The sequence below is a fragment of the Sporomusa termitida genome, assembly GCF_007641255.1.
Classification (GTDB): Bacteria; Bacillota; Negativicutes; order Sporomusales; family Sporomusaceae; genus Sporomusa; species Sporomusa termitida.
The window spans coordinates 40,387-60,130 of the sequence record NZ_CP036260.1 but is presented as its reverse complement, the minus strand read 5'-3'; the positions used below and the strand labels follow the sequence as shown (position 1 = coordinate 60,130).

General features: G+C 49.0%; 16 protein-coding genes. 4 read left to right on the top strand and 12 right to left on the bottom strand.

What is annotated here, in order from left to right; genetic code table 11:
* Positions 1-326 precede the first annotated feature (326 nt).
* The 4 genes from SPTER_RS24160 to SPTER_RS24145 form a co-directional block, all read right to left on the bottom strand.
* A complete protein-coding gene (locus tag SPTER_RS24160; RefSeq protein ID WP_144353119.1) occupies positions 327-2,192 on the bottom strand; it encodes an ABC transporter ATP-binding protein in 1,866 nt (621 codons plus the stop codon).
* On the bottom strand, positions 2,185-3,912 hold the full coding sequence (locus SPTER_RS24155; protein ID WP_144353118.1) for an ABC transporter ATP-binding protein: 1,728 nt from the start codon (positions 3,910-3,912) through the stop codon (positions 2,185-2,187). The genes SPTER_RS24160 and SPTER_RS24155 overlap by 8 nt, the downstream gene beginning before the upstream one ends.
* A gap of 73 nt (positions 3,913-3,985) precedes the next feature.
* Complete coding sequence (locus SPTER_RS24150; protein ID WP_170233421.1) at positions 3,986-4,495, bottom strand: MarR family winged helix-turn-helix transcriptional regulator; 510 nt, start codon at positions 4,493-4,495, stop codon at positions 3,986-3,988.
* 68 nt (positions 4,496-4,563) lie between these two features.
* Positions 4,564-4,821 (bottom strand): hypothetical protein, encoded by a 258-nt coding sequence (locus SPTER_RS24145; RefSeq protein WP_211367692.1) that lies wholly within the window; start codon positions 4,819-4,821, stop codon positions 4,564-4,566.
* A 128-nt stretch (positions 4,822-4,949) separates the two neighbouring features.
* On the opposite strand from SPTER_RS24145, the gene SPTER_RS24140 reads away from it, so the two are divergent.
* The 4 genes from SPTER_RS24140 to SPTER_RS26030 all read left to right on the top strand — a co-directional run bounded on the left by SPTER_RS24140 (position 4,950) and on the right by SPTER_RS26030 (position 6,884).
* Positions 4,950-5,714, top strand: coding sequence for a transposase (locus tag SPTER_RS24140; RefSeq protein WP_144353116.1), 765 nt, complete (start codon positions 4,950-4,952; stop codon positions 5,712-5,714).
* A 105-nt stretch (positions 5,715-5,819) separates the two neighbouring features.
* Positions 5,820-6,212 (top strand): hypothetical protein, encoded by a 393-nt coding sequence (locus SPTER_RS24135; protein ID WP_170233420.1) that lies wholly within the window; start codon positions 5,820-5,822, stop codon positions 6,210-6,212.
* Positions 6,193-6,492, top strand: a complete 300-nt coding sequence (locus tag SPTER_RS24130) for a transposase (RefSeq protein WP_170233419.1) — start codon at positions 6,193-6,195, stop codon at positions 6,490-6,492. Before SPTER_RS24135 ends, SPTER_RS24130 begins: the two co-directional genes overlap by 20 nt.
* A gap of 140 nt (positions 6,493-6,632) precedes the next feature.
* Positions 6,633-6,884 (top strand): PD-(D/E)XK nuclease family transposase, encoded by a 252-nt coding sequence (locus tag SPTER_RS26030; RefSeq protein WP_211367690.1) that lies wholly within the window; start codon positions 6,633-6,635, stop codon positions 6,882-6,884.
* A 183-nt stretch (positions 6,885-7,067) separates the two neighbouring features.
* On the opposite strand, the gene SPTER_RS24120 is transcribed toward SPTER_RS26030, so the two are convergent.
* From SPTER_RS24120 to SPTER_RS24090, 8 genes are all read right to left on the bottom strand, one after another.
* Positions 7,068-7,529 carry a VOC family protein gene (locus tag SPTER_RS24120; RefSeq protein ID WP_144353113.1) on the bottom strand — a complete coding sequence of 154 codons (462 nt, stop codon included), beginning with the start codon at positions 7,527-7,529 and terminating at the stop codon, positions 7,068-7,070.
* A gap of 206 nt (positions 7,530-7,735) precedes the next feature.
* Positions 7,736-8,902 carry a hypothetical protein gene (locus SPTER_RS24115; RefSeq protein WP_144353112.1) on the bottom strand — a complete coding sequence of 389 codons (1,167 nt, stop codon included), beginning with the start codon at positions 8,900-8,902 and terminating at the stop codon, positions 7,736-7,738.
* A gap of 134 nt (positions 8,903-9,036) precedes the next feature.
* A complete protein-coding gene (locus SPTER_RS24110; protein ID WP_144353111.1) occupies positions 9,037-9,936 on the bottom strand; it encodes a C1 family peptidase in 900 nt (299 codons plus the stop codon).
* Positions 9,937-9,954: 18 nt separating this feature from the next.
* On the bottom strand, positions 9,955-10,125 hold the full coding sequence (locus SPTER_RS24970) for a hypothetical protein (protein ID WP_170233418.1): 171 nt from the start codon (positions 10,123-10,125) through the stop codon (positions 9,955-9,957).
* Between the two features lie 314 nt (positions 10,126-10,439).
* Positions 10,440-12,059: a hypothetical protein gene (locus SPTER_RS24105; RefSeq protein ID WP_144353110.1), complete on the bottom strand. Its 1,620-nt coding sequence runs from the start codon at positions 12,057-12,059 to the stop codon at positions 10,440-10,442.
* 74 nt (positions 12,060-12,133) lie between these two features.
* Complete coding sequence (locus SPTER_RS24100) at positions 12,134-12,751, bottom strand: hypothetical protein (RefSeq protein WP_144353109.1); 618 nt, start codon at positions 12,749-12,751, stop codon at positions 12,134-12,136.
* A gap of 148 nt (positions 12,752-12,899) precedes the next feature.
* Positions 12,900-14,234: a hypothetical protein gene (locus SPTER_RS24095; RefSeq protein WP_170233417.1), complete on the bottom strand. Its 1,335-nt coding sequence runs from the start codon at positions 14,232-14,234 to the stop codon at positions 12,900-12,902.
* A 134-nt stretch (positions 14,235-14,368) separates the two neighbouring features.
* Complete coding sequence (locus SPTER_RS24090) at positions 14,369-19,699, bottom strand: TonB-dependent receptor domain-containing protein (protein WP_170233416.1); 5,331 nt, start codon at positions 19,697-19,699, stop codon at positions 14,369-14,371.
* Positions 19,700-19,744 lie beyond the last annotated feature (45 nt).

Sequence of the window (19,744 nt, the reverse complement as noted above, 5' to 3'; positions counted from 1 at the left end):
ACTACATTGTCCATAATGTTTGCGGTGGTGCTAATAAATCGCTACAGAGGAACACGCCAGGTGCGGAAGAAAAGCGGTAAAGTTTTCTGCTTTCAGTAAGTTACCTCTCCGAAGAGTCGCGGTCATGACTGACAATCAGCAATGCGCTGGAAAATATTGGAGCTGACCAATCAGGAAATCGGTGCCTGCCAGCGTCAAAAAACCGTCACCCTGACAACAGTCAAGCAGTGACGGTTTTTACTTACCAACCCACTACAGTAATCCGCTTTTACCTTTCCCTAACAAGCTCAAAAAATGCCTCACCACCGGCTATAATTAAGGTGTCTTCAGCAAGTGGAACTTCTAAATACATCCATATCCGCACCCCTAAACTGGCTGTTATAAAGTCCGGCATAAAAATTCCCCTGGGCCATCAATTCCTGATGGGTTCCCCGCTCAATGATTTGTCCGTCTTTTACGGCCAGTATTTCATCGGCATTTCTTATGGTGCTTAATCTATGGGCGATAACAAACGCTGTTTTCCCTTGCATCAGGTTCAGCATGGCCTTTTGGATCGCTGCTTCCGTCCGGGTATCTACGGATGAAGTCGCCTCATCCAGAATAAGAATAGACGCTTGCGCCAATACGGCCCGCGCAAGGGCCAACAACTGCCGCTGCCCCTGCGACAGGTTGCCGCCGTTGTCGGCCAGGACCGTATCATAGCCCTCCGGCAACTGTTTGATGAAGCGATGGGCACAGGCTATCCTGGCAGCCTGTTCAACTTCTGCATCGGTAGCGGTTAAGCGTCCATACCGAATATTCTCCCGGACGCTCTCCGAAAAAAGATAAGTATCCTGCAAAACCATGGCAATGGATCTTCTTAAGCTGCTTCTTTTCATATTGTCGATATTCTCGCCATCAATGAGGATCTCGCCGCTGTCAATATCATAGAACCTGGTCAGCAAATGGATCAGGGTTGTTTTCCCGGAACCTGTGGGTCCTACAATGGCAATGGTCTGGCCTTTACGAGCTTTTAAGCTCACATTTTTCAGGATTCTCTTCTCCTTGGTATAGGAAAAATTGACCTGCTGCAGCATGATTTCGCCGTGTAAACGGGAAACCTCTTTTGCTTGCTCAGCATCGTTCTCCTTCGGCTGATCCATCACTTCAAATACCCTTTCCGCCCCTGCCAGGGCCGATTGGATGGTGTTGAAGATATTCAGCGTCTCATTGAGCGGGCGGGTAAAGTTTCTCATATACAGGATAAAAGTAAAGATCACGCCGACAGTGATATTGCTGCCGGAAAACATCAGATAAGCCCCACTGACAGTAATTATGAAATACGTAAGGTTATTAACGGCGTTATTAACCGGACCCATAATTCCGGAAAAAGCCTGGGCGAAAATAGCGCTTTTCGTCAGTCTTTTGTTAATTTTGGCAAACTCCGCCTTCGCCTGTTCTTCCCGGCCGCAGAGGATAATCAGCTTTTGCCCCGATATTCCTTCTTCGATATATCCGTTTAAATTGCCCAGTTCCTGTTGCTGCTTGATAAAAAACGGTTGGGTTTTATTAATAATCAGCTTTGTCAGCAAAAACGTCAGCGGTACGGTTGTTAACCCTACGAGGGTGAGCAGCGGACTTAAAAGCAGCATGGCCGCAAGCATGCCAACAATGTTTACAGCGCCGGAAAAAAGCTGGGTGATGCTTTGCGATAACGTCATATTAATATTGTCGACATCATTGGTAAGCCTGCTCATCAAATCCCCGCTGGAATGGGTATCAAAATACGGCAAAGGCAGCATTTGGATAGTGCGATATAAATCTCTTCTTATCTTCGCGGCAGTCTGCTGGGCGATGTCCACCATAAACCGGTTCTGCAAATAGGTTGAAACAACGCTCACGCAATAGATGGCCGCTAAAATGATGCAAATCTTAAGCAGCCCGGGCATGTCTCCTTTTTCGATAAAATGATCGACGGCGTATCCATTCAGGCGTGTGCCGATGATGCTGATGATCGTTGTGAGGAAACACAGCAGAAATGTCAGGATGATTATCTTCTTTTTACCGCCCAAATACGCTAATAGCCGCAGAATCGTGCCCCTGGCATTTTTAAGCTTTTCAGGCCGCTTATTGAACCGGCCCAGCGGATTGCCCAGCGGATTGCCCCGCGTATCCCCCGGTCTCACCACCGGCGCCACTCTTTCATTAACCATTTGCAAGCATCTCCTCGCCCAGTTGTGAAACTGCGATGCTGCGGTAGATCTCACTTTTTGCCAATAATTCCTGGTGGGTGCCCATAGCGGCTATTTTACCGTTTTCCAATACGATAATCTTATCGGCATCCATAACGCCGGAAATTCTCTGGGCGATCATGAGTACCGTGCTCTTGGCCATTCTCTGCTTCAGCGTGGTTTGCAATTTTGCCTCAGTTGCCATATCAAGAGCGCTGGCAGCATCATCCATGATCAGAATTCTGGGATTCCTTAGTAGAGTTCGGGCAATCGAAATACGCTGCTTTTGCCCGCCGGAGAAATTCTTTCCTCTTTGCTCCACAAGGCTTTGATAAGCGTTTTCCTTTTCGATAATAAAATCATGGGCTTGGGCAGCACGGGCTGCTGCCTCGACTGCTTTCCCGTCCGCCGGATAACTGCCAAACGTTAGATTTTCTTCAATTGTTCCCGAAAACAAAATACTGTCCTGCAAGATCACGCCGATATTTTCCCTCAGCTCTTTTATTTTTATCTTTTTAACATCCAGGCCGCCGATCAGCACTTGTCCGGCTGTGGCATCATAAAGCCTTGGAATCAAATGGACAAGGGAGCTTTTTCCGGAACCCGTAGCGCCAATAATCCCAATCTTCTCACCCGCTTTTATCTTCAATGATATATCGTTCAATACATATTCACTGTGTTCATTGTATTTAAAAAAAACATTTTTGAATTCAATGTCAAAGCCGTTCATTCCAAGCGAACAAGCCTGATCCTGAATGGACGGCGCCGCCTCCAATACATCATTGATTCTGTCTGCAGAAGCTTTGGCCCGCGAAAAATTTAAAACGAGCATCACCACCATGATCAAAGCGTTCATGATTTGCACGAGATAATTCACAAAGGCCACGATTTTCCCGATTGGCAGGGTACTCTGGTTGACCATATTGCCCCCAAACCACAACACGGCGATGATGCTTATATTCATAACCAGCATGACCACCGGCCAAAGGATCATATTCATGTTCTGCGCTTTGATGCCTTCCTGCATTAAATGCTCATTTGCTTCCTCAAATCTGGCCGCTTGCCTTGCCTCGATGGTAAAGGCCTTAATGACCTGGATCCCTAATATCCCTTCCCGCATAACCGTATTAATCCGGTCTATCTTTGCCTGTACGGCCGTAAACAGCGGAAACGACTTTTTAAGAATGATGACAGCGGCGATCAGAATCACCGGCACTGCCACTAAAAATACAATGGACAGCTTGGGGCTTAAACTGATAACCATAATCATGCCGCCCAAACATAAAAGAGGTGCCCTAAAAGCACTTCTCAGCACCAGACCTACCATATTCTGAACTTGCGACACGTCATTGGTCAGCCGCGTAATCAGCGACGAAGTCTTAAATTTATCGATCTCCAGGAAGGCCAGGGTTTGTATTTTATCGAACAGAGCCTGCCGCAATTTCTCTCCCATATTCATCGCCGCGATGGCGGTAAATATGGAACAGCCCGCGCCGCCTATTAAGCCGAGAAGTGCTGCCAGGATCATTTTCACCCCTGTAGAAAAAACGTAGTCAGCATCCTGATTCATAATGCCGATATCGATGATATCCGCCATGAGTTTAGGCTGCATCAAGTCCATGGATACTTCCAAAATCATCATCAAGGGCGCTAAAACAGCATAAACCGTGGCGCCCCGCAAAAATTTCAACAGCTTAACCATTAAGGCTCCTTCTTTTCTTAAATTTCATAACCCATTCGCTATTTGCCTATTTCAGTTGTAATGAGCGGCAGCGTTAATCCCAACGGTGGTGGCAATGATGTCCATGGGGCTGCCTACCGCTTGCATGACCTGTACCGCTAGCGGGGTCATCCAGTTTTTCCAGATTATCACTTATTTTTTGGACCAATGCCAGCATTTTTTCGATTTCCGCTTTCGGCAGGCAATTGAAAATGGCGGACGTCAGTTTCGCATTGGCCTCCGTAAACCCGTCAACCGCAGCTTTTCCCTTCTCAGTCAGATGAATATGCATGATCCTTTGATCCTTTTCATCCTGCTTGCGAACGACGAAGGCCTCCTGTTCCAGCTTAACGAGCATCTCGGTCAAGGAAGAGGGCCGGATATCCATGATTTCTGCTAAATCCCGCTGAATAACCCCGTCATTGCGGGAAATGAGAAACAACAGGTGAATTTGTCCGCGGTGAAGGCCTGCTTTCGGCGGCATTGCCTGATGCGCATAGCGATACATCTGCCGGTTCAGACGCTTCAATGCATTATAAAGCTCATTTGAACGGATATCAGCCATTGGCATGCTTCCTCCTTTATTCTTATCCGCTAATTAGTTAGGAACCTAATATAATTTTATTATACTTTTTACCCAGCAAATGTCAATAAAAAAATTACCCTGGTATCCCGGATATGGGAGCCTTGGTCCCCGGGTACCCCCTGGAGGTTACGGGCGTTTTTATAGATAAACTGCCGCGAGGCGGTAAAATGCTTGCCAAAGGCCCGGTTCTGAAAGTATTCGATAATGGCCGCCGCCGCGTGGGCGGTACAGGCCCCCAGCTTCCCCTGTTCGGGGACAGGTGTGCTGCACCACTGGCGCAATCCAGGAACTGTCCTATGATACATCCCTGCGGCTACCGGGGCAATGCGTAATCCAGAAAAATGACGCAAGAGAACCGTCCGAAAGCACTGAAAAAGTCGATAAAGCAAGCGCCCCTGAATTATGGTAAAATATAACGGTAGATATTTGCGTAATGGAGGGGCTTGCCTTGCTAAAAAATGTGCCGCACCAATTAAGTATATATAGCGTGCTCTATGATAAAATTCCCAGTAATCATATTCTGAAGATTATCGCTGGTAATGTGGATTTTAGCTTCATTAACGAGTTGCTGAAGGATTCGTACTGCCAGCATCTGGGGCGGCCGGCCAAAGAACCGGAAATGCTGGCCAAGATCCTCATTTTGCAATATCTATATAACTTATCCGATGTCAAAGTCATAGAAGAAGCCCGATTAAACTTAGCCTATATGTGGTTTTTGGGACTCAATCCCGAAGAGGATCTGCCGGACGCCAGCCTGCTGGCCAAGTTTAGGAAACATAGACTAAAAGAAACCAGTGTGGATGATATGATTCAGGAAGTGGTTCGCCAGTGTGTGGAAAAAGGCATAATTAAAGGAACCGGACTAAGCATTGACGCCACGCATACCCAGGCCAATACTAAAAAAAAAGTGCCGGAAAGAATCATGAAGCATCTGGGAAGAAGAATCATAAGGGCCATTGAGAAAGAAAACGGGGTAATCCCCGCCGAGCTCATTAGCGAAGTTCCCGACTATAAGCTCATAGAAGACCACAACGAAGCGAAGCAGAAAATGAAGTCCTATGTGGAAGAACTGATCAGGAAAACCAGAAATAGCCATGTCGATTTATCTATCCTGCCCAACAGCCAACAAGCGGTTAACGAAACCAAAGAAATCCTGGAAGATCAGGAATTTATGGTCAAAGGGTCCGATCACTGGTAGACAAAGAGAGGCGCGCGTAGGCTACAAATCAAAAACAGACAGCTTTTACGGCTATAAGGTAGAATTGCCATGCTCCCGGAAACAAGGATCATTACAGCGGTAACAGTGGAAAGCAGCGCCTATGTGACGGCAGCCAATTTGAGGAATTGTATCAGCGAAGTAAAGCCTGCGGCTTACCCATCAAGAGGTGTATGGGATAAGGCCTATTTTCGCAAACCGATCTTAGATACCTTACAAACCGAGGCGGTAGGCCATCATTCTGTAAACGCCTGTGTCTACAAGCTAGACGAAAGCGGGTTTAGTTACAACAAAGACAGCGACCAGTGGTTTGCGAAATGGGCAATCATACCGAGAAGAAAGTGCGCCAAAAATACAGAACAAAATGACGTGTACCGCTATCATTTTGTGAAATCGCACTGTGCAGTGTCCGTAAATCTGACCGCTGGCAAGAATACTGAAGAAAAAGTACTGCGCGTCAGTGAACACTGCGCGCAATAATGAACATAGTCAGCTTGCCAAGAGCGATCAGTTCAAGCTAAAGTACAAAAAGCGAGCCAGCCATGAGTGGAAGAACGGAGAAATGAAACGTTTCCATGGATTAGACCGTGCACGGGGGTATGGTCTAAAAAGCATGTCCCTGCAAGCCAAACTGACGGCCTTAGCCGTAAATTTGAAAAGGATAGCAGCCCTGATATCCTTTTGCGGCCATGCGTTTATGCAACAAATTGTCAATTTTGCAGCCTATTGCCGATTGACTCCGATTTTTACCCAAGGTTAGTTAAAAAAAACAGGCTTATATCAGTGGTTTCGAACCGTCCAAACTGCCCCCTTGAATCTGGAACCTAGACCACTCTTGTCAAAGCTTTTTTGATCGTTTATAGTATAAGTAACAGCTTTATCCAAAGGAGAGCAACAGTCATGATGCGTTCTGTCAACCGGATGAATGACTATGTCTTCAAACGCATATTGGGTTCAGAAGGGAACAAAGATATACTCATCAACTTTTTAAACGCTGTGCTCAAATCCCACCCGGTCATGAACTCACCGACGTCGAGCTGCGCCGCTACGAACTGCGCGAGAAAGCCATCATGGAAGAGCAAACGCTTATCTATGGTGCTAAAGCGGAAGGCAGGGCAGAAGGTAAAACAGAAGGTCCGAAACAAAAACTAGAGGCTGTATCCCCCTCAGGGATACAGCCTCTAGCAATATTACTAGTCAATTGCACCTAATTTTATTATATATTTGTAGTTTCTGTCAAAGATTATCTTAAAAAATTCTCGCGATGGCCGAAAAACTGGCAACGCAGAGGGAATCACGCAAACCATCATCCGGATATGAAGGATAGTATCCAACTTATCTTTGCCAATTTTGTATCTCTATAATATTGCCCTCTGGGTCGCATGCATACACTACCGTCAAAGTCCCAAGCTCGCCATAGTCGCGGCTGACTAACTCGCCAAGCTGTTCGCCGCCATGCTCTATGATCCTTTTTAATGTAATTTCAACCAAATCTACAGAAAAAGCCAAATGGCCTAATCCTTGGCGGTTAATCACTGGTTTGCCGTCAGTAATATTATCAGGGCTATATTCAAAGATTTCTAGAGTTGGCCCATTATTGTCATAACCAGGAAGAGTAAGATCAATTCCCCGGATCGCGACATTATTGATTTTTGTAATTCTATCGATCCAGTTGCCTGATAAATTTCTTTCAGGATATATCGGCTTACAATGAAATACATCAATATAAAATTGGGCTAATTTTTTCCAGTTTTGCGCGATTATATTGGTATGCACATATCGTATATTATTTTCCATAAGGTCCTCCTCCCTAAACTGTCGATGTTGATCTCACCTATTCCTTATTACCTCCCAGCAATTATGCAAATCGCGCCGCTGATACATAAAGTATGTGAAGAGCGATGCCCCGCTTGTACCTGCTATCGGTTTTTGGCATCGCTGTAGCCCGAATACGAACAGCGCAGCTACTATCAAGGAAAATGATCAGATTGAGTGGCTTTAGTCTATCCACCCTTTACAACCATGGTTACGATGGTATCGGCGATGGCGGCATCATCCAATTGATCATTGGCCAGCACGGGGGCAATCTTCTTGCCGGTTGCTTCCGGGTTGATCGCCAGTACCCTGTCATGTAACCAATGCTCATCTTTAATCAGCGGACTTTTTAGCTTATCCAGCAGGGAAAGCCGTTCCTCATACTCCGCTTTGAGTGCGGCCGCCACTCGTGTTTTATCGACATAGGTCAAATCATCTGATTTGAATATGGCCAGCATCCCGGCCCGGATCACGGCATCACCCTCGCCTCTGTTCGTCATGCCTTTTTCAAGCGCCGCGTACAGCAAACTGTTGTATTCAGCAAAATAGCGGAAATCATCCCGGTATAGCGCCGCTTCCACGCTGAACAGCATATAATCGTAGCCGGTCAGCGGCTTGGCCGCTTGGAGATCATCGCCGAAATAAAGCTGCGAGTTTTTCACAATCAGTTTGTTCATGTCGAATTTGCCGCCGTCAGCGCCAATGACGGCAAAATAGCCGTTGTGCAGAGAACTTCCGCCCAAATTATCGGTGCCGGCGTGTTCATTGTGATAGACCAGATGGATGTCTTTATCGCCGCCGGCTAAGAGTTCCGATAAAGCGCTGACCGCACTGTCGACCACTTTGAGCGTGGCAGACAACTGGCCAATGGTCAGCAGGCTGGAAATGCTGTTGGCCAGGGTAAGAAAGGACGGAAAGTAGTCTTTATTGACATAGGCCAATAAGGCGGCGCTGATTGACACATTGCCGCCGCGATAGGGCACCAGGTTGGTCAGGGAATAATTCAATTGCACCCCCTTGCCCAGGGAGCTTTCATTCAGATTCAAGGCCAGCGGGCCGGCCACGCTGGGCAGCTCCTGGGCGGCATTGGCGCCGAATTGCACACTGACGACCGAGGAGACCACCGGCACGTATTTGCGGAAGAGTTTCCGGTCGTTTTTCAGGAACATCTCCGCCAGGCGCAGGCGAAAATAATGCTGCCCCTCTTTGAATTCGATCTTCTCTACGTCGGACGTTACCGGCGCATAAACGTAATGCTTGGATTCTTTTACAAACAAATTAGCAAACCAGTCAATCAAGCCCATGTTTATCCATCCCGCTGCCTGACGGCAATCCGTATCTTCTGCCGCCGGCATTTTTATTTTTTCTCATCAAGTTTGAAAAAGGCGTTATCACTCCCGTAGTTATTATCGCGAGCCAACTGCATGATCAGCATACAAAGCTCGAATATCAAATCGCCCGGTGGCCGCCGGGCCGGTATCGGCTCCTTTTATAAGCCGAAATGATTGGTTTCTATCCATTCCATATTCAGCAGTGACCAGAAATCGGTGGCCAGTTTATTTAAAACATATTCATAAGGCAGCCAGCCGTACCCCGCCTGACCCCAGGTGGGGCCCCAGGAGTTGCGGATTAGGAGCGCCCCGGTGGTTTCCCGGTCATAGCGGGTGTTTTTAATTTTCAACGTATCGTCATAACCAAAGGTCGCTACCGCGTGGCTCCAACTAGCCTTTTCATCCGGTCCAGGACCGGGAATGTTGCCGGGAACATCGGTATCGGTAAACGAAGCGAAGCCGTAAAAGCCGAACATGGAAGGCACACCGGCCGCCAGATACTTTTTTACGCTGCGCAAGACATCGGCCGGAGCTGTATTGTTGCCGGCGGGATCGTGGCAGAAATACTGCAGCGCCTCGTAATTGTCCGCCACTGCGTAGACGAACGAAGTTGGCTCTTTATTAAAGTCAGGGTCCTTGTCGGTATAAGGCCAATATTTTTCCGGCGGTACGCCGCACAACGCCAAAGCCCCCATCGTATCCCGGATGAAGGCCCCCTGATCCTCGGTCACGCCCTGGAGGTTGCGGGCATTTTTGTATATGAATAGCCGCGAGGCAGTAAAATGTTTGCCAAAGGCCCGGTTCTGAAAGTACTCGATAATGGCCGCCGCCGCATGGGCGGTGCAGGCCCCCAGCTTGCCCTGTTCCGGCACGGGTGTGCTGCACCATTCGCGCAAATCGGTTTTATCCGGCAGCGGCTTGGTATCGTCGACTCTCAGGCGTTTGATGGTTTCCTGCAGGTAGGGATGGTGTTCGGTATAGTCGCGTAAGTCGGGCAGGGGCGGCAGCCAACCCGTCCCCACTTCCCTGCGGTCAGGCAAAATGACATGTGTATTCATGACAATCCTCATTCTCCCTTACAGTTGCTGATCCAGGTCAGCGATTTCCTCTTCCAGTTGCTTGATTCGCGGGTCCAAGTCGTACAACACCTTTTCCGCACTTTGCTTGACGCGTTGCTCGGCATTTTGGACAGCCGTCTGGTTTATGGGGTTCGCCGGCTTCCCGCCGGCAGCCAGATCTGCCTTCAAGATCTCGTTCTGTTCAAATAGTTCCAGTAATGCTTGCGCCTCATCACTTCTCAGTCGCGCCAGCTCGGCCTTTTTTTTGCAGAAAGATGTGTTTTAGCTCATTATAAGTCATAGGTACCCTCTCCCTCTAAAAAATTGTTATCCCGTTTTATTGCCCTGTTTGCATACCTTGTCCGGTGCTGTTTATACAGCGCCAGAAAGGTTTTGATCTCGTCGGCCATTTCCGCTTGCAGCAACCGGTTGAACGGCTTGCTGTCCCCTTGCGGCCGAACGCAACAGAGTCAGGCTTGACTTATTTTAAAAAAGTCAATAAGTCAGCCTGACCCTGTACCCGCACCACATTTTCGGCACAGTGCCTGTAGCAGATGTTTCTCATTATTGTTATTAAGATAAACCACTTCTTTATTGTATTTGCCGGCATAATGCACTGCTCGGTAAAATAAGCTGTGGCCTAAAAACCGCCGGTTGATCACGATCACATCGGCGGCGCCGAGTATAGCCAGATCAAATTTTACAGTTTCGGGTGAAATCAATCTAAAGTTCGGATATTTGGCTTTTAGCCGTTGCTGCCAGTCTGTTCGTCCGCCAAGGATGACTACTCGGAGCAGCATTATTTTGGCCAATAAGTCCGGGCTAAGGTCTTCTTCGTTTGACGGCTGTTCTTCTGCCGCTGCCAGCAGCCGGGTCAGCACCTGATTGGTTTCCTGTTCCTCATCCAGCCTGGCCTGCAGCCGGGCTATCTCTTTTTGGGACGTGCTTTCACTTTTTTCCAGCCTGAGCTGTAATTCATTCAAAGCCTGTTGCTTTTGCGCCAACAATGGCTCTAAAGACGAATTTTGATTCGCTTTTACCGGCAGGGCTTCCAGTTCCCAGATTTTTTGCCGCGCCTGTGCCAGTTGCTCTTTCAGCTTGGCTACCTGCAGCGGCCGGGATGAGGCTTTGTCAGCCAGCCGGCCCTGTTCCAGGGCAAAGCTGCGCAGCGTTTCATAGTAGTGAGCGCAGGCGCGTATGAGCAGTACTTGCCTAAAATAATCTAGAGCGGTTTGTTGCAGTTCGGCAGTCAGGGTTGTCTCTGCCGGCAGCGAGGCTGCCAAGAGATCAATGGTCGTTCTCAGTTCTTGGCGGCTAATATTGACATGCTTAATAGCCTGGATCGGCAGGTCGCCGAAAATTTCCTGTTTGAAGGGTAGTACGGGAGTCTTTTGTTTGTATTCTTGCGTACAGAAATATTCGTCCAAGTTAATTGGAATGCCCTTTACTTGTTCTTTAATATATCCCCAAAGCGCCGCTGCCAGCTTTTTTTGCGGCTCTGTCAGAGCTGGCGTCCGGGCCGGGCTTCTGTGCATCCGTTCCTGGGCTTCCTGGTAAAATACTATGTGCTTATGAAAGTTTTCATCCTGCTCGCTAACGCTAATGGTTTTACCGAACAGATTGACCAGAAACCAGAATATTGGAAAATCCGTGTTTAATGTATCGCTGGTAGTTACATCCCTCGGGGAAATTCCCGGCGGCAGACCGGACAAATTGCCTATCTCACATTCCGTCAGCTTTCTACCCTTTTTCGCCAGCTTGCTCCAGAACGGGGCAAAGGGGACGGCGGGACCGCTGGCCGCTACATAGGCGTAAAACTGCCGCCAGCATTTTTGCAGCAATTGGCTCAGGGCCGCCAGCGCCGGTTTGCCGGACTCTTGCTCGTTCAAAGCGGTCAGAATAAAGGCCGTGGCTTTGTGACAGTAGGTTTCCGTCAAGACATCGCATTCCCGGTAATAGCGGTTGTAACCCGCCAGCTTGGGCGAAAGCGCCCGCTCAATGGGGATTGTTTCATCGGAGTAAATGCTGTCCAGTTCGCGCCGGGCTGCCGGATTCTGGGCGATGCTCTTGGCTATAAAGGGGATCAGATCAATTTCAATTTTTCCACTATTTTCTTCTTTCATTGTCGGCACACTCTCTTTATGAATATGTGTACTATAAGCAAACAACTAGGAAGTCAATTTACGAAAAAGGAACCTCACTTATGGATTCCTACTTCGGCCGGATTAAGGGATAGCCGATAGCGTAAAGCTATCGCCAAGGGGCGAATATCCTGCAGTTCTACAGGCAGTTGCTGCCAAGCTTGCCTATACGCTATGCCGACCGAATTGCCTAACCCGACGAACAAATAAAACAAGGCCGTGAATTTTTGCCGCACCGCGGCAGTACATAGTTTTTTATCCGCACCGATAACAAAATTTATGTTATCATCTTCAGTAAGCATAAAATCTTTATTCAGGGGGCCGTTGAAATATATCAGTTCCGTATTGGCGCCGGCCTCGGCGATGCTGCTTAAAACCTCGGACATCGGCCAGGATCTGTTGCGGCTGCGGACCGTACCAAAATACACCCGGCCTTTCTCCATAAATTCAGCGGCGATATGTACGATCTGGGGCCGGTGTTTGGCTACGGCCGCCTGGAGCGCAGCCAGATCGGCCACTGGTTCCTTAATCAGGTTAAAGGGCCGGCATTGTTGCACCGACTGCGTCAATGCAAGAGTTTTTTTCACCTCCTGCAGTCTGGGATTAGGAGAAAACAGCGGCACCAGCATAACCAGATCCTCCTTGGTTATGGTCGCAGCTTGTACTTGGTTCATAGCCTCCACCTCTTATTGTGCTTTTATTATGTTCTTGCCGCAAATCCTCGCCAATTCTCCGGCAAAATCATAATAAAGGAATCCGCACCGTTCCGTAAGTGCCTGAGTATAAACGATGCGGATTCAGCTACAATCTTACATTAGCAAACTATTTTTTTTCTTGCGCTGCTGCCGCTTGCACTGCTGCTGCTTTGAATTTCTCAAGCTCTTCAGGCGGTAACATCACTTTGGCATGTTTAGTATGGGAAGCGCCTCTGGCGAAGGCACGCGGAGCTGCGCTAGCAGCCGGAATAACCACGGCGGCGGTATTCAGCTGTCCATAAACCTCATGCGGATCGTCAATACCTAAACCTTGGGGATTAGTAGTAGCATTATAGAGTGTAGCATCCGCGCGTTTAGTCAACGCGGCGCTGGACACATTAACGGAAGTATCAATCGTATAAATCTCTGTCGCCCGCACAAACCACAGTACGATTCCGTCGTAAGCCAACAGCCAAGTGGCACCGGAGGGTATTAGGTTTTGTGTGTAGGTGCTATAGTCGACATCTGGTACTGTACCAAAACTACCACCTTTTAAAAACGCTTGCGTAGTTTTCACCAAGCGATAAGTATAGAACTGGTAGTTAGCATCAAAATTGGCCGTCAATACATAGGCATTGGCACCAACTAAGGCAATATCGACATAATCACCGTCAGTAACAGGAGTAACCATGCCAATTGTTTGTGTTACCTCTGGAATAGAAAGATCTACTACCTCTAATTGGGAAGTAGCATTGCCGCCAGGCTGTTGTACTCCCCCGAAGCTGGTCACATAGGCAAATTTATCCGCGGCAATAGCTATTGAATTAGCGTTGGCATTCAGATCAATAGTTTCAAACAAATCACCGGTAGCTGCATCGACAAGTACAAGCTGTGAATTGCCATAATTAGAATAACCTTCAGCATTGATAAACAATGCGGCCAAATAAAGTGTTCCATCAATTTCAACAGCATCCATATCCACGCCATGGCCTTGTTTACCCGCTAGTGGTGTATACGTGAAAAACGGATTGCCGCTGGCCGCATTGAACGTTGTCAGATCAACCTTAATAATGTCTACGCCGTCATAGCCCATGAGGAACATATCGTTACCGTTCGTGACAATGCTATAGGGATTATTAATGTCCCAATTGGTATTTGTCCTAACTACCGGCGTTCCCCATACTCCATTAGCAGCCGGATCAAAAATACCGTATAAAGAACTGGTACCATAAGTATAATCTACTACCAACGCTTTGTATTCCGAACCCTTCAGAAAATTGAGAACGCGCGCATCATGCCCCTCAAAATAGTTGCCTCCCGGTAACGTTTTTACCACGCCCGCATGTACGGTTCCGGCACTATCGACCTGACTGATGCAGCCGTAAAGCTTTCCCGATGTGTAATTGTTCATTACACCTGCCGCCAATACCGATTCTTGCAGTAAAGCTCTTTGCTCTGACATTTGACAAACCACCTTTCCACTTTTTATTTTTTTGACACATTCAGCAACAGGCGCGGCAGCGCTGCTGCAGAACATATTGCTGGCCGTATCTATTTTGCAGTGCCTGCTTATGAAACAAGCACCAACAAACCCCATTAGAAACTATATTCCAAGGTTCCGTAATACATGCGGCCGGCTAAGGGATAATTATTAGTATAGATGGCCGCGCCGTATCTTTTGGTAACCTCCGGCCCTTTATCAAAGATATCGTTGATGCCGGCGGCCAGTTTCCAATTCTTGTCGAATTTATATTTAGCGCCGACATTAAAGGTGCTAAGACCATCCATCCACCAACTTTTTTTGGCATCCGGGTCTCCGTCATCCTCGGTCTGACCGATAAACTGCTCGTCCATATAATTATATTCAATAAAAGTATTCAATTTATCACCCGGCCACCGGTAATCCAGGCGCGCGTTTACCACCCATTCCGGCGTATAGGAAATCGAGGTCTTGGGACCGGAGCTCTGGATATCCAGCACGGCCTTGGCGCCCGGATACCACGGTTTTTGCCAGGTGCCGGCCAGGTTCAGGCTCAGGCGCTGCCATTTCATATTGTGGGTCAGTTCGAGGCCGTGGACCTTGGCTTCGTCCATGGGGAAATAGGTGCTGGGCGCATTCGGCATCTGTGGCATCCACAGCGCGAACTGATTTTTGGCCCGGCGCTGGAACCAGGTCAGGACGGTATCGGTATCGGCTGTGGCCAGTTCGCCTTGCCAGTTAATACTAAAGTCAAACTGGGTGCCGCTTTCCCAGGTGCCGGGCGAACCGGCGTCAAACGCTTTGTTGGCGCCGGGATTAGGAATAATGGTCGCGCCGTCGCCAAACAATTCATAAAAATTCGGATGGCGGTTATAGGTGCCCCAACTGGTCTTAACGCTCCAATGGTCGTTGAGCTGCTTTTGCAAGGCGGTGCCGGCCGACCAGCGCCACTTTTTATCGGCTTCATTCATCGTCTCCATGTCAACCTTTTCCGCCCGCACGACCGGCGTCAGCTTGAAATCACCGGCCTCATTCAGGGTAATGGTATCCTGCACACTGAAGTGGTACTCCCGGATTTTATATTGATCAATGTATTTTCTATTGCCTAAACCAAGATTCAAATTCAGGGTATCCTGTTCGCTGACATTGGCCTTCATGGTTTCACGACTGACGTCGCCGCTGAATTCCAATAAGTGACTGTCGCCCATTTTGTAGGCCGTATTCAGGTTAAAGCCCCATTTTTTTGAATGGTAATGGGCCCACAGTGTCCCCGGATATTGCGGATCTTCCATACCGGCAATATATCCGGGGCTAACACCTATGGCATCTAAAATGGCTTTGCGTTTATAATAGCCGGTATTATAATAATCCTTTTTGTTGTCCAGATAACTGACCTGCCAGCCCCAGTCCAGCTTGCCCGCCGTAGCCCGGCGGCCCAGCAGGAATTCCTTCTGGTCAATATCCTGCGTTTTGTCCCATAAGCCCTTTTCGAGATTTTCCTTGTTAAAATAAATTAACGATTGCGGGTTAGTCGGATCGAAGGGGAGCGCTGAAAAAGGCTGGCCGACGCTGAACGGTAGCTCCTCATGGAGTTTTTTCCAGGCGGCTTTAACCGTCCAGTTGTCATTCTGCCACTTCACCATGCCGTTACTGTTTTGGTAGCCATTGCTCGTCCGTTTAACATCCGCCTCTGCATATCTGTTTGAATCAGGAACCGGATTACTGGCATGAAAATCAAAATCGCCGCCCCAGATATCGCGCTGGAAGGTTGCCAGCAAGCTGCCGCTGCCGACCGGGGCCGTAAACTGATAATTACCGGTATAGCCGCCGTAGGATTTCACGCCTTGCGACACCATGCCGCCCAATTGATCCGGTTTTTTGGTGACAATGTTGATCACGCCGCCCAGCGGGGCGCCGCCGAAACGGGCCGGCACATAGCCGCGGTAGACTTCGATGCGCTCGACGTTATCGACCGGGATGGCCGAGAGATTGACCGCGCTTTCGCTGTTGAGGTTCATCAACACCCCGTCGACAAAGACCTTAACCTGCGCGCCGGTTGCGCCGCGCACCCGGGCAACCGTATAGTGACCGGCGCCGGTAATGCGCTGCACATAGAGTCCCGGCACCGCTTCCAGCATCGCCGGCAGATCCTTTTGTTCCCCCTTATAGGTATCGGGATAAATGACTGATACCTGGCCGGGGCTCAGCTTCTTTTCCCAGTCAGGACGGGCCGCCTGGACGGTGACGGGGGTAAAGGCAAATTCATTGGCGGTGCCGGTTGGCAGCGTGACCACAGTTGTGTCTGCTTTCACTGCCGGTGCAGCCTCACTGGCCGAATAGCTTACAGTCGTATTGTCTTGATTTTCCGCATTACCTGCTGTTTCAGGACGATTGGGTTCTGCTACACTTGGCGGTACTTCTGTTGGTGCCGTCACCTGCCGCTCCGGCAGTCGCGGCTCAACCGGCGGCACCTGTCCCATCACTACGGTCGTTGTCTGGGCCTTGTCAGCGCCAGGCACTGCGGCCCCGCTGCCGGTCACGCCTTTGCCGCCGCCAAAGCCGCCCCAGGCAAAGTCCAGCTTGCCGTCAATGCGCCAGTCACTGCCGATATCGCTGCCGGTCGTTTTTACAAAATCAAGATTTAAATTGCCGTCCGGTGAAATCTTCATCGTGCCGCCGACATTAAATTCCCACCAGGTATCCTTGCCGCCGGCAGCGGCGATAGATCGGTTTTGATAGCCATACACGGCATGAATATCCTGTTCGCCGGCAAATTCATGAGCCAGATTGACGCCGGCATAGATGGTGCCTTTGTCGTTGATTTCTTTGCCCAAGCGCAGATGCAGCCTGCCGGTGGCATTGTCATACCCTCTTTGATTAATCCGCAAATGATTGCTGAGTTGATACGTGGTTGCGTCAACATGCCCCAGGAAGAAGGAGGCGGCCGGTTCCCACCACCAGTTGTCCGCCAAAGCATTGAGCTTACCGTATTGCAGGCCCATTCCGTAGCCCCAGGTGCGGGACGTACCGTCAACTATGCCGCTGTTGCCCGTACCGTCGCCCAGATTGGCAACCATGCTGAATTCATTTTTCAGTTTGCTCGCGGTTACGCCTGCATCCAGATAGTGCCCTTTATCGCCAACCCAGGCGCCGTACAATCCGCCGCCGAGGCTGTCTTGCTCCCCGCTGCCGCTTTGCGTAGTCGACTTGCCGTCAATTTTATTCAGATAAAAACCGGTATAAACTCTGCCGTTGTAAAATGCTTTATTTAAAAGCTTGTCGTAACCGACTTGAACCCCGTTATAGCTTTGGTCAAAGCTGCCGCCATAACGGCTCTTGCCGTCGACTTTACCGTGATAAGCCTGGGCCCAGACGTTTTCCCGGCCGTCGCCGTCAGCCCCTGCCGCACTGTGCAGGTCGGCGCTGCCGCCATAGCGGGCATGCAAATCAGCGGTACGGCGGAACATATTCAGGTAACTGCTGCGCCACAAATTATTATTGATAATCGAATTGTCGCTGACGGCTTTACCGGTCGTCGACATTTCGCCGGTATCAACAAAGCTATAGCTCTTCAGCCACCAGGCGGTTCCTTTTTTCGCAGCCGCATCCTCAGGATCGGTGAAATAGTTATCGGTCTGCTCAATAACCGGCGTGATCTCATAGGTGCTGAGGACGCCGTCGGCAACAGATTTCTGCGCTTGCACATTAAAGTTTTCGGCGCCGTTTAAGATACCTAATAATACCGGCAAATTAACCTGACTTTGACTATTGTATAGCACAGCTTCTCCGGCCGGCAGATACCCCAAGCCCGGCACCCAGCCCAACTGCAGGTTCAGATTGGTTTTGCCCTCCGCTGTGTTTGCCTGCGTTGCATTAGTAATATAAACGCTGTCGGTATTGCCGGTGCTAAAATACATTGCCGAGTTGAAATCGTTCGGGGTCACAAACCCTGTATCACTAATTTTACCAGTTCCGCTAGCCGGCGCATGCTGCAGCGCGGCATCCATGCTGTAATTGCCTAAACGAAAGGTGGTGCCTGCCGCTAACGTCGCATTTTCAATAAACAAGCTGCGGGCAATCTTGTGGGAAGAATATCGGTTGGGTTCACTGGTGCTTTGATCTCTATCAACTACTTTGCCTTCTACATGGTCATATGTAAAATAACCATCAATATGGCCGATCTCGCCGTTACTGATTGCACCAGGCTTAGAATAAGTAATAACATGATTAATCAACGGATCGTCGCCGGAGGTATTCGCATAAGTCAAATCAATAACAGAATTGTCAACGGTGCGTAAATCTTTTACTGTAATCGCCGTTCTTACATCGGCTGGTAGCGGTTGTACGCTTTGATCATTCTGCCAGTCTATCGTGCCGCCGCTGCTGTCAGGAATAAGATTGCCGTCACTGTCCATAACCCAGTTCTTATTAACAGCATAATCCGTGTCCAGAACCGAGCCGCTTGCCATATAGAGCACCCGGTCCAGCGGCCGCCAGCTATTGTCGCTGGACTCGCCGACTTTTACTTCATTATAGGCGTAAGTTTTCTGTCCCGGCGTTAGATTGGCAACAGTTTGCGTAAATTGAAACAAGCTGGAGGTGTCTTCCAGTTGCAACGAACTGTCTCCTACTATCTCGTAATCAGGCAGCTTCGCAACCCCCTCATCTGTCGCCGGTGGATTTGTCAGCCCTTGCATTTTGGCCAATTCGGCGCCGGTAAGCTTAACTAAGCAGTACTCATATGGAGGCGCATACTCTTTGACGAAGTCCGTCAATTGCTGCTCTTTGTCACTGCCGTCCGGAAGAGCCATAATATCCGCCAAACGATTCTGGGTAGCAACATCTAACAAATTCTTGTCAATGGAATTAATTATATTAGTAATATTATAACTTATTAAACTTTTTGTGCTCCAGTTAGATGAAGTTGCCCCCGTGACAACCGTCGTACAATACAACTTGCCGTTTATTTTAACCGCCAATGCATTATACTGCATATTTTCCGGATTACTGCCGGCAGCCGCTAGGGGAGTTATTTCCCTCAGCAAATTTCTTATCCCTGCAGCTCCAAAAACATTATAAGTGCTGCCATTATAGGTATAATTCAATTGTGAACTGTTAATCTGCAGAGGATAATAGCGAGTAGCTTCATTAGCCGGCTGATAACTGCCACTCCGAAAAGCATCCCTGCTCCAGCCTCCCAGATCTATATATTGGTAATCAGCCGTAGCATTGTCCGCCCAAGCGACCGCCGGCAAGGCCATTACCCCTAGCGCCAGTACGCAGGCGACACGCGCCGCCAGGCTTTTCGCGCCACAGCGCCGGCGGACCGACTTCGCCCGGCCGTTATTTTTCGCCAGTTCGGATACCACCTGCCAACAGGCGCGGGTCCGGTTCCAAACGACTTTATAGATATGATTTAAAATTTTAATCATTCCTTTTCTTTCCATCCCGGTCATCCTGGACACCCGGTGTACACCCGGCCGGCAAGCTGC

Excerpts from the sequence above, each read along its gene's own strand:
- SPTER_RS24095 (WP_170233417.1), bottom strand. The coding sequence starts at position 14,234 with ATGTCAGAGCAAAGAGCTTTACTGCAAGAATCGGTATTGGCGGCAGGT.
- SPTER_RS24110 (WP_144353111.1), bottom strand. The coding sequence starts at position 9,936 with ATGAATACACATGTCATTTTGCCTGACCGCAGGGAAGTGGGGACGGGT.
- SPTER_RS24115 (WP_144353112.1), bottom strand. The coding sequence starts at position 8,902 with ATGCCGGCGGCAGAAGATACGGATTGCCGTCAGGCAGCGGGATGGATA.
- SPTER_RS24145 (WP_211367692.1), bottom strand. The coding sequence starts at position 4,821 with ATGTATCATAGGACAGTTCCTGGATTGCGCCAGTGGTGCAGCACACCT.
- SPTER_RS24100 (WP_144353109.1), bottom strand. The coding sequence starts at position 12,751 with ATGAACCAAGTACAAGCTGCGACCATAACCAAGGAGGATCTGGTTATG.
- SPTER_RS24140 (WP_144353116.1), top strand. The coding sequence starts at position 4,950 with ATGGAGGGGCTTGCCTTGCTAAAAAATGTGCCGCACCAATTAAGTATA.
- SPTER_RS24120 (WP_144353113.1), bottom strand. The coding sequence starts at position 7,529 with ATGGAAAATAATATACGATATGTGCATACCAATATAATCGCGCAAAAC.
- SPTER_RS24150 (WP_170233421.1), bottom strand. The coding sequence starts at position 4,495 with ATGGCTGATATCCGTTCAAATGAGCTTTATAATGCATTGAAGCGTCTG.
- SPTER_RS24155 (WP_144353118.1), bottom strand. The coding sequence starts at position 3,912 with ATGGTTAAGCTGTTGAAATTTTTGCGGGGCGCCACGGTTTATGCTGTT.
- SPTER_RS24105 (WP_144353110.1), bottom strand. The coding sequence starts at position 12,059 with ATGAAAGAAGAAAATAGTGGAAAAATTGAAATTGATCTGATCCCCTTT.
- SPTER_RS24160 (WP_144353119.1), bottom strand. The coding sequence starts at position 2,192 with ATGGTTAATGAAAGAGTGGCGCCGGTGGTGAGACCGGGGGATACGCGG.
- SPTER_RS26030 (WP_211367690.1), top strand. The coding sequence starts at position 6,633 with ATGATGCGTTCTGTCAACCGGATGAATGACTATGTCTTCAAACGCATA.
- SPTER_RS24090 (WP_170233416.1), bottom strand. The coding sequence starts at position 19,699 with ATGGAAAGAAAAGGAATGATTAAAATTTTAAATCATATCTATAAAGTC.